This window comes from Micromonospora sp. CNZ286, assembly GCF_014207755.1.
In genome coordinates, this window is record NZ_JACHIZ010000001.1 from 2,322,281 (window position 1) to 2,332,729 (window position 10,449).

Annotated in this window: 4 protein-coding genes; 1 reads left to right on the top strand and 3 read right to left on the bottom strand. The window is 75.1% G+C overall.

The window, feature by feature from the left end:
* Positions 1 to 377 precede the first annotated feature (377 nt).
* Genes FHX31_RS10740 through FHX31_RS10750 form a run of 3 tightly spaced genes read right to left on the bottom strand, consistent with a single transcriptional unit; the run spans position 378 to position 4,225 of the window.
* Complete coding sequence (locus tag FHX31_RS10740; protein WP_184975911.1) at positions 378 to 2,585, bottom strand: acyltransferase domain-containing protein; 2,208 nt, start codon at positions 2,583 to 2,585, stop codon at positions 378 to 380.
* A complete protein-coding gene (locus FHX31_RS10745; protein ID WP_013287046.1) occupies positions 2,582 to 3,340 on the bottom strand; it encodes an enoyl-CoA hydratase-related protein in 759 nt (252 codons plus the stop codon). Before FHX31_RS10745 ends, FHX31_RS10740 begins: the two co-directional genes overlap by 4 nt.
* A gap of 6 nt (positions 3,341 to 3,346) precedes the next feature.
* Complete coding sequence (locus FHX31_RS10750) at positions 3,347 to 4,225, bottom strand: DUF6039 family protein (protein ID WP_013287045.1); 879 nt, start codon at positions 4,223 to 4,225, stop codon at positions 3,347 to 3,349.
* Positions 4,226 to 4,423: 198 nt separating this feature from the next.
* Here FHX31_RS10750 and FHX31_RS10755 point away from each other — a divergent pair, with 198 nt between their 5' ends.
* Positions 4,424 to 10,444 carry an SDR family NAD(P)-dependent oxidoreductase gene (locus FHX31_RS10755; protein WP_184975914.1) on the top strand — a complete coding sequence of 2,007 codons (6,021 nt, stop codon included), beginning with the start codon at positions 4,424 to 4,426 and terminating at the stop codon, positions 10,442 to 10,444.
* Positions 10,445 to 10,449 lie beyond the last annotated feature (5 nt).

Here is a 10,449-nt window from a genome sequence, read left to right on the forward strand (position 1 = left end):
TCCCGTCGGTCGTGCTCGGCATGCCGCGCGCCCGGCGCTGAGGCGACCCACCTGCATTTCCGCAGGCAGGAGCGCTTGATCTGAGCGGCGGCATGGCGCGACCTACGATGTCCATCTATCTGTTGTGTCTGGTTTCTTCCATGTTCGGGACGCGTTCATCCAGTGAAGCAAATGCATGCAAGGGGCCTTTCGGAGGGTGTGGGCGAGGGTTGCGCATACTGCTTGATTGAGCCGTATTAATGCCCGCCGCCATCGTAACTAATTGGGTGGCGGGTGTCTACGCAGCGCAATGACCAGGCATTTTGCGACCTCGGTTGGGTTCGTAGGGGGTGATTGTCAGCGGAATGGGAGTCGGCTGGCCTTTTTAATGATTTAGGTCAATTTGCCTCGCTGAGCAGCCGCTCGGTGACCGACTCGGCGTGCCGGGCCCGCCAGTCGGCCAGCGGCTCCGCCGCGACGAGCCGGTTGAACGCCCCGACGTCGGTGGAGGCCGGCACCCGGTAGTTCAGCCGCTGACCCGGCGTTCCGCGCAGGGCCGCGGCGGTGGCCTCCCGGCAGTAGGCGGCGCAGACCGACGCGAGCACGCGCCGGTCGTCCCGCCCCGCGACGCCGAGATCGGCGCGCACCTCGTCCAGCGGGCGGCCGAAGTGCGTCCGCTCCAACTCGGCGAGCCGCCGCGGGCCGACGTCGGCCAGCCGGTCGTAGCGCAGGAACATCCGGTACAGCTCCTCGGCACGAGCGGCGAACAGGGTGCCCCGGTGCGCCACCGGAGACCGCGCGCCGAGCTCGAACAGGTCCGGATCGGGCGCCTCACGGATGTCGGTGACGTCGAGCGCGGCGAGCAGATCCTTCGCCGCGTCCGACGTGGCGGCCTCGGCGGTGCACTGGTTCACCGTCGTCGTGACGACGAAGTCCGCCCCGAGCGCGAAGGCGGCGGCGACGGCCGCCGGGGTGCCCACCCCGGCCACCCCGATCCGCGCCCCCGGCGCCTCCCGGTCGCGCAGGGCCACCAGAGCCGGCACCAGCGCATGGGCGTCCCGTTCGACTGCCACGTCGGTGGCGACCGCCTCCCGTGCCGCCGCGCCCGCTGCTCCGCCGTCCAGGTGCCCGGCGGCGGCCAGCGCCCCTACCGTCGCCGGGTCGGCGGGGCGCAGGAACCGGACCGCCGTGGCCAGATCCGGGGCACGGACCAGGACCTGCCGGGGACCGTCGCCGTAGCGGAACCGCACGAGCTGCGGCGACACCACGGCGAGCGGACCGGTGACCTCCACATGGCGGACGTCGTGGGCGAGGTACAGGTCGCACAGCGCCCGCTCGTCACCACCGGACGGCCAGGCCATGCCGTACCGGCGGACGTCGCGAAGCTCGGCCAGCGCGGCCCTGATCTCCGGCGGCGCCAGACCCTGGGCGCCGAAGAAGCCGAGCAGTCCGGCCTCCGACAGCCGTCGCAGGAACGCCGGCGACGTGACGCCGAACGGGGACGACCCGGCCAGGCAGGCGTACCGGATGCCGTAGTCGGACCGCAGCCCGGGCGAGCCCGCCGGGCGCGGACGCGACGCGGTGGCCGGCGGTGGGCCGAGGGCGGGACCTCGCGCCACCGGCGCGGCCGGCGCAGTCACCGGAAGCGCGGCCGGCGCGGCGGGCGCGACCGACGTCGCTGGCGGGGGCGGCGGGACCGGCGCGGGCGGCGGGACGGGCGCGGCGGGCGCGAGCGGCCCGCCGGGAGCGGGTGCCGGCAGGCTCCCGGCGGCCCGGCGCCACATCTTGGTCAGCACCTCACCGGGACCGACCTCGACCGGCTCGGTCACCCCCGACCGGGCCAGCAGGCACATCGTGTCCCACCACCGGACCGGCTCGACGAAGTGCCGCAGCAGCGTGCCCGGGATCTCGCCCGGGACGTGGGGCGACCCGGTCACGTTGCTCACCACCGGGATCGACGGCGGGCCCGGCGTGACGTCGCGCAGGGCCACCGCGAACGCCTCCGCGGCGCCGGCCATGAACCGGGAGTGCGCCGGCACGCTGACCGCCAGCGGCACGCACCGGCCCGTACCGAGCCGCGGCACGGCGTCGACGACCGCGCGGATGCCCGCCGTGCTGCCGGCCAGCACGAACTGGTCGGGCAGGTTGTGGTTGGCGAGGTCGACGTCCGGGATCCCGGCCAGCAGCTCCGTCACCCGCGACAGCGGCAGGCCGAGCACCGCCACCATGCCGCCGCCGGTCACGCTCTCCATCAGCCGCCCACGGCGGACGACCAGGCTCAGCGCGCTGTCGAAGTCCAGGCAGCCGGCGAGGTGCAGCGCGGCGTACTCGCCGAGGCTGTGCCCGGCCACCACCTCGGGTGGCGGACGGCCGTCCGCCAGCGCGGCCCGGGCGGCCAGCACGCTGACCAGGAACACGGCCGGCTGCACGTACCGGGTGCGGCCGAGGTACTCGCCCCGGGCGTCCCGGCACAGCTGCGCCGGCGGCACGCCGATGAGCCGCTCGGCGGTGGCGCACTCGGCGGGGAAACGGTCCAGGAGACCCTCGCCCATGCCGGGATGCTGCGATCCCTGCCCCGGGAAGACCCACGCGCGCACGGCGATCACCGTTCCCAGGGGTAGCGGCCGTGCGCGACGAACTCCGTGATCCGCTGCCGCACCGCGGGCGCCGACATCAGCCGGCCGAACTCGGTGACCGCGTGGTCGCGCAGCCGGTCGTCGACGCCGGAGAACGCCCGGAAGTACCGCTTGGCGTCGCCGACGACCACCGGGTCGAGGCGGTTGAGCCGGAACAGCAGCTGCCGCAGCACCGTCTCGGGACGCTCGGCGACCTCGTCGACGAGATGGATCCGGTACGCCTCGGCCGCGGCGATCGTCTGCGTGCTCAACGTCGCGGCGTACGCCTTCTGGAACCCGACCCGCCGCACCAGGAACGGCAGCACGCAGCAGGGCAGCAACCCCCACAGCGCCTCCGGCAGCGCGAACGTGCTGCGGGCGGTGGCGTGCACGAAGTCGCTGGCGGCGACCAGCCCGACACCACCACCGGCGACCTGCCCGTCCACCTGGGCGATCACCACCCGCGGCACTGTGGTGAAGCGTTCCAGCAGGGCGAAGAACGCCGCGCCCCCGTCGGACGCGCCACCGTCACCGGCGGCGCTCTGGAAGTCCATGCCCGTGCTGAACACGCCGTCACGCCCGGCCAGGACCACCGCCCGGCAGGCGGCGTCGCCCTCGGCCTCGTCGAGTGCGGCGTGCAGCTCGCGCAGCGTCTCGTCGTCGATGCCGTTGCGCCGCTCCGGCCGGGCCAGCGTGACGCGCAACAGCCCGGGCTCGCGCCGGAGCTCGATCGTGCGGTACGCCATCGGAGCTCAGGCCGCGCCGCTCGGCACCTGCGGCAGCAGCAGCGTGTCGCGGATGCTGCCCTCGATGAACAGCCGGTCCCAGGTGCCGCCGCCCTTGGACTCGTGCAGCCGGCGCCGGCCGAACACCTCGGTGGCCATCTCCTTGCCGCGCTCCAGCTCGCGCAGCTCGTGGTAGTCGTCGACGCTGCGCAGGTGGATCAGCTGGAACAGGTGGTCCTGCTGGCCCCAGGTCTGCTCGTACAGCGTCGCGGTGACCCGGCCGGCGAGCCGCTCGTTGACGAAGTGCTGCCAGTGGGCCGCGTACATCCGGCCCTCCTCGCGGAACTCGTACTTGACGTCCGAGGTCCGCATGACGATCGCGCCGGCCGTCGCCGAGTTGATCTGCTGCTCCGGCGGCTGGTTGAGCTGGGACGAGGCGGGCGGCACGAAGGTCGCCGGCTCGGCGTCGTCGCCGTCGTGGTCCATCCCGTGCTGCGGTACGAGCACGTCCTCGTGCAGGCTGCGGTGGACGAAGATGCGGTCCCAGTTGCCGCCGCCCTTGTGCGGCAGCCGGTCCTCGTCGGAGATCCGGCGGAACTCCAGGTCGTGGTCGACCATGTTGAGCAGGATCCGGTAGTCCTGCGGGGACTTCAGGTGGATGAACCAGTGCATCCGGTCCCGGCCGCCGAACACCTCCTCGAAGGCGAACGACGTCGCCACGCCCTCCTGCGAGGTGTTGATGTACTGCAGCAGGTCCACGCTGAACTGGCGCCCCTCGGCGGCGAACCCGTAGGCCATCTGGCCGACCCGGTGCAGGATGAAGCCGGAGTTGAGCGTGTGCAGCACCCGCTCCAGCGGCAGCGACGATTGGTTCAGCGCGCGGTACGGCTCGACCGTCGTGGTCATCGGTTCGCTCCTCAGGTGAGATCGCCGGTTCCGGCCCGTTTCTACGGGGACGGCCGACGGCGTGTCTGCTCACGGTTGAGCGGGCGCCGGAAGCAACCGGCCTGCTCAAGGTTGAGCAGGCGAAGCCGGTACGACTGCCTAGCGTGATGACTCGGCCGGGATCCTCGGCCGTCGACCCTTCCCAGGCGGGCAGGTGCCGTGACGCAACAGACCGATCCAGCCCACGCCGTTGTCCTCTCCGCCGCCGATCCGGAGCGGCTACGCCGGTCCGCGCACCGGCTGCGCGAGCACGTCTCCACCGCGGACCCGGCGCTCGACCTCGCCGACGTGGCGTACACCACGCAGGTCGGCCGGATGCCGTTGCCGCACCGGCTCGCCGTGCGGTGCGCGAGCGTCGCGGACCTGGTCGGCGGACTCGACGCCTACCTGCGCGGCGAGGCCCGCGACGGGGTGCTGCACGGCGTCGCCGGGGCGCCGTTCGCGCCGGCCGCCGCGCCGACCGACGCCGACGCCGCCGCGGACTGGGTCGGCGGCGGCCTGGTCGACTGGCGGCGGTACTGGCCGGGACCACGCCCGCGGGTGCCGCTGCCCGGCTACCCCTTCGGTGCGGCGCCGCCGGCCCCGCCCGCCGCACGGCCGCGCGACCCGGCCGGGTCGCTGCGGGCCTATCTGGTCGAGGTGTACGCCGAGGTGTCCGGCCTGCCCGCCGAGTCCGTCGACCCGCTCCTGCCGCTGACCGAGCTGGGCCTGTCGTCGTTCCTCGTGACGCGACTGACCGCCCGGCTGGAGAACGACCTGGGCGAGCGGTCGCGGACGCTGTTCTTCGAGCACGCCACCCTTGGAGAGGTCGCCGCGGCGCTGGCGGCGGCCGGCCGCACGGCTCCCGCCGGCGCGGTTCCCGCCGAGCCTGCCGGGTCCGCCGCACCTGCCGTACCCGCCGAACCCACCGAGTCCGTCGCACCTGCCGAGTCCGCCGCACCGCCCGCTGCGGACGTCGTGCCGGCGCCGGCCGTCGCCGTGGAGCGGGAGCCGGAGGAGGAGCGCGAGACGGAGATCGCGGTGATCGGCGTCGCGGGACGCTACCCGCGCTCGCCCGACCTCGACGCGTTCTGGGACAACCTCGTCGGCGGCCGCGACTGCGTCACCCCGCACCCGCCCGAGCGCGCGCGACCGGGATGGCCGACCCACCTCATGGACGGCGGGTACCTCGACGACGTCGACCGGTTCGACCCGCTGCTGTTCGGCATCACCCCCCGCGACGCCGCCCTGATGGACCCGCAGGAACGGCTGTTCCTCGAAGTGACCTGGGCCGCGCTGGAGAGCGCCGGATACACCCGCGCCCGGCTGCGGGAGCGGCACCACTCCTCGGTCGCCGTGTACGCGGGCGCGATGTGGAACGAGTACCCGCTGTTCGGGGCGGAGCGGACGCTGCGCGGCGTCCCGCAGGACTCCGGCGCGACGCTCGGCGGCATCGCCAACCGGGTGTCGTACTGCTTCGACCTGCACGGCCCGAGCCTCACCGTGGACACGATGTGCTCCTCCGCGCTGGTGGCGCTCGACCTGGCGGTGCAGAGCCTGCGGCGCGGCGAGGCCGAACTGGCGGTGGCCGGGGCCGTCAGCCTGTCGCTGCACCCGAACAAGTTCATCCAGCAGCACCGGATGAAGCTCACCGCGACCGACAGGCGCAGCCGGACCTTCGGCGCCGGCGGCGACGGGTTCGTGCCGGCCGAGGGGGTCGGTGCGCTGATCCTCAAGCCGCTGCGGCGGGCGCTGGACGACGGTGACCCGGTGCACGCCGTGATCCGCGGCACCGCCGTCGTCCACGCCGGACGGACGAACGGCTACATCGTGCCCAGCCCGGTCGCGCAGGCCGACGTGGTACGGCGGGCGCTGCGCGACGCCCGTACCGGACCCGCCGAGATCGGCTACGTGGAGGCACACGGCGCCGGCACGGCGCTCGGCGACCCGGTCGAGATCGACGGCCTGACCCGGGCGTACCGGGACGCGGCCGGGACCGACCTGCCGCCCGGCAGCATCCCGATCGGCTCGGTGAAGTCGACGATCGGGCACACCGAGGCCGCCGCCGGACTCGCCGGTCTCACCAAGGTCATCCTGCAACTGCGGCACGGCGTGCTCGCGCCGTCGCTGCACGCCGACGAACTCAACCCGAACATCCCCTGGGACGCCGTGCCGTTCCGGGTGCAGCGGCAGCGGGCCGAGTGGACCGGCCCCCGGGTCGCGGGCGTCAGCTCGTTCGGCGCCGGAGGGACCATCGCCCACGCGGTCGTCGCCGCGCCACCCGCCCGCACCCGCCCGGCCGCGCCGCCCGGCCCGCAGCTCGTCGTCCTGTCCGCCTACGACGAGGACCGCCTCGACGAGGTGGTGCGGCGGCTCGTCGCGTACCTGCGCCGGGACCGCGGACCGAGCACGGCGGACCTCGTCGCCGCGGTCCGGCGGATCGCCGCCGGGGAGCACCCCGGTTCGGCCGCCGACCACGCCGCCGCGCTGCTGGCGCACGACGGGCCGGCCCTCGCCGACATCGCCTACACACTCCAGGTCGGCCGGGAGCCGCTGCGGCAGCGGCTGGCGGTCGTGGTCGAGGACGTCGCGACGTTGTGCGAGCGTCTCACCGCCTACCGCACCGATCCCGCCGTGCTGCGCGGCCGCGCGCCCGCCGCGCCGGACCCGGACGCCGTGCCGCCGGCCGGCGCGAGCCTGACCGACCTCGCCCGGCACTGGGTGGCCGGCGGAGCCGTCGACTGGGCCGCGCTCCACGAGCCGGGCCGGACGGTCGTGGACCTGCCGGCGTACCCGTTCGCCCGCATGCGGTGCTGGGTGCCGGAGGACACACCGGCCGGTGCCGGGCCGTCCGGCACGCAGGCGCCGACCGTCGCGGCGGCGCCGGACGCCGAGGTGCCGCTCTACGCCAAGGGGTGGGAGCCGGATCCCGATCCCGGGCCGGCCGCGTCGCCGGTGGCCGGGGTGATGCTGTGCGTCGGCGGCAGTCCCGATCTCGTCGCCCGTCTCGGCGGCCTGGCCGTGCACGACGTGGCGGACCTCGCCGCCGTGCTGTCCCGCGTGCCCGACGTCGGCGGCCTGGTCGGCCTGCCCGGCGGGCCCGGCTGGGAGACCCGGGTACGGATGGTGCAGCGGCTGCTGGCCGAGCGTCCCACCACGCCGTTGCGGATCCTGGAGACGGCCGTCGACGACGTCCGCACGGCCGGCTTCGTCAAGGTCCTCGGCGCCGAGTACGCCCGCGTCACCGCCACCGTGCTGCACACCGACCGGCCCGGCGACGACACCGATCTCGCCACCCGGATCCTCGCCGAATGGGTACGGGCCGACGCCTACGGCGAGGTCCGGTACGCCGACGGCCGGCGGTACCGGCCGCGCCTGGACCTCGTACCGGCGCCCCACGCGCCGCTGCGTTGCGACCCGGACGGGGCCTACCTGGTGACCGGCGGCACCCGGGGCGTCGGTGCGCTCGTCGCCCGGCACCTGGCCGGTCACGGCGCCCGGTCGATCGCCCTGGTCGGCGTCCACGCGGACACCGGCGTCGCGGACGACCTGCGCGCCCGCGGCGTGCGCGTGCTCCAGCACGCCGGCGGGTTCCCCGGCGTCGAGGAGTTCCTGCGGCAGGTCCGCTCGGAACTCGGCCCGCTGCGGGGCGTGGTGCACTGCGCTGGTGTGGAGAGCCGGGGCAACCCGGCGTTCCTGCACAAGGACCTGGCGGACGTCCGCGCGGTGATGGCGCCCAAGCTGGACGGTTTCGAGACCCTGGTGCCGCTGTGCGCCGCCGACCCGCTCGACTTCTTCCTGGTGTTCTCCTCGGTGTGCGCCACGGTGACCGGGCTGGCCGCCGGGGTCTCCGACTACGCCGCCGCGAACATCGCCGTCGACGAGCTGGTCCGCGCGCGGATCGCCGCCGGCCGTACGGAGTTCCGCTCGGTGGACTGGCCGCAGTGGGCACAGACCGGGTCCACGAGCGGACGCCCCAACCCGTGCGTGCCGGCCGGTCTCGCCCCGCTGGACGACGCCGCCGGACTACGCGTCGTCGACCGCGTGCTCGCCCTGCCGGCCGGCGCGGTGGTGCTGCCGTGCCCGCCGCTCGGCGACGCCCCCGACCCCGACGCCCTGCTGCGGCTGCGCCCGCGCCGCCCGGCGCCGACGTCACCCCCCGTCGTGGCAGGCGCTCCGGCCGCCGGTACGCCCGCCCCGGGCTCGGCGACAGCCTCGGTCCCAGCCCCGGCCTCGGTCCCAGCCCCGGCCTCGGCCCCGGCGCCGGCCCCAGCCTCGATCCCGGCCCCGGCGCCGGCCCTGACGACGGGCACGGCAACGGCCCCGGCGGCGCCGGGCGGGCCGGCGGCCCCGCCGGGCTGGCTCGTGGGCATCTTCTCGGCGGCGCTGGGCATTCCCGAGCGCGACCTCGACCCGACCGTCGAGTTCGGCGACCTGGGCGTGGACTCGGTGCTCCTCGGCGAGCTGCTGATCCGCATCGAGGAGCGGCTCGGCACCCATCTCGACCCGGCGACGCTGCTGCTGCACCCCACGTTGGAGCGCCTCACCGCCCACCTCGGCGTGCAGGCCGCGACTCCCGAGCCCGAGCCGCCGACTGCGCCCGAGGCGGTGAACTCGCCCGGGCCGGTGGCTGCGCCCGGACCCGTGACTCCACCCGACGCGGTGGCTGCGCCCGTACCCGTGACGGCGCCCGTACCCGTGACTGCGCCCGTACCCGTTGACGAGCCTGTGCCGACGGCGGCGCAGGCGGCGGTGGCCGCGGGCGGCGGCGCGCGGCCGGACCTGGACCGGCGGGTGGCGGTGATCGGCATGGCCTGCCGGTTCCCGGGAGCGACCGACGTCGTGACGCTGTGGGACAACCTGCTCCACGGGCGCTGCGCGGTCACCGAGGTGCCGGCCGAGCGGTGGGACCACCGCCGCTGGTACTCGCCCGAGCCCGGCCTCGGACGGTCGATCAGCAAGTGGGGCGGCTTCGTCGAGGGCATCGAGTGGTTCGACCCCGGCTACTTCGACATGAGCGACGACGAGGCGCGCTGCCTGGACCCGGCGATCCGGATGTTCCTGGAGGGCACCGCGGAGTGCCTGGCCGAGGCCGGGTACGCCCCGGACGAACTGCGCGGCCGGCGCGTCGCCGTCGTGGCCGGGGCGCGGCTGTCCGACTACGGCCGACGCGTCCCGATCCGCACCGACGTCCTGCGCTCCGACCAGAACTTCATCGCCGCCCGCGTCGCACACCACTTCGACCTGCGCGGCCCGAACCTGGTCGTCGACAGCGCCTGCTCGTCGTCGCTCGTCGCGGTGCAGGTCGCCTGCCGCAGCCTGCTCGCGGGGGAGTCGGAGCTGGCGGTCGTCGGCGGCGTCGAGGTGCTGCTGGACCCGGAGACGTACCTCGACCTGAGCGCCGCGCGGGCGCTGTCCCCGACCGGCCGGTGCTGGACGTTCGACGAACGCGCCGACGGCTTCGTGCCCGGCGAGGGCTGCGGCGTGGTGCTGCTCAAACCGCTGGCGGCCGCGCTCGCCGACGGCGACTGCGTCCACGCCGTGATCGACGGCGTGGCGGTGAACAACGACGGGCACACGATGGGCGTCACCACCCCCAGCCCCGCCGCCCAGGCCGACGTGGTCCGGCAGGCGCTGGCCGCCGCCGGCCGGCGCCCCGCCGACATCACGATGCTGGAGGCGCACGGCACCGGCACGCTCATCGGCGACCCGATCGAGCTGCGTGCCCTCAACGACGTCTTCGGCGACCGGCCCGGCGGCCGGATCGAGATCGGCAGCGTGAAGTCGAACCTGGGCCACCTGCTCAGCGCCGCCGGCATGGCCGGGCTGTTCAAGGTGGCGCTCGCCCTGGAACACGGCACGATCCCGCCGACGCTGTTCTGCGACACCCCGAACCCGCGGTTCGACTTCGACCGCTCACCGCTGCACCCCACCACGGAACCGGTCGGCTGGCCGGCCGGCCGGGAACGCGTCGCCGGCGTCAGCTCGTTCGGCCTCGGCGGCACCAACGCCCACCTCGTGCTCAGTGGCGCGCCGCCGGGGCCGGTACGCCGGGCGCCGCTGCCCCGCCCGGTGTTCCGGCGCAGGCGGCTGTGGCTCGACGGCGACGGCCCGGCCGAGGCGCCACCCCCGGCCCGGCCGGACACGGGCGAGCCGCTCACGGCGTCCCTGCTGCGACTGCAACTCGTCACCACCGACTGACCAGA

What these genes read in the sequence shown, in the direction of transcription:
- FHX31_RS10745 (WP_013287046.1), bottom strand. Translation starts at nt 3,340, where the DNA reads ATGGCGTACCGCACGATCGAGCTCCGGCGCGAGCCCGGGCTGTTGCGC.
- FHX31_RS10750 (WP_013287045.1), bottom strand. Translation starts at nt 4,225, where the DNA reads ATGACCACGACGGTCGAGCCGTACCGCGCGCTGAACCAATCGTCGCTG.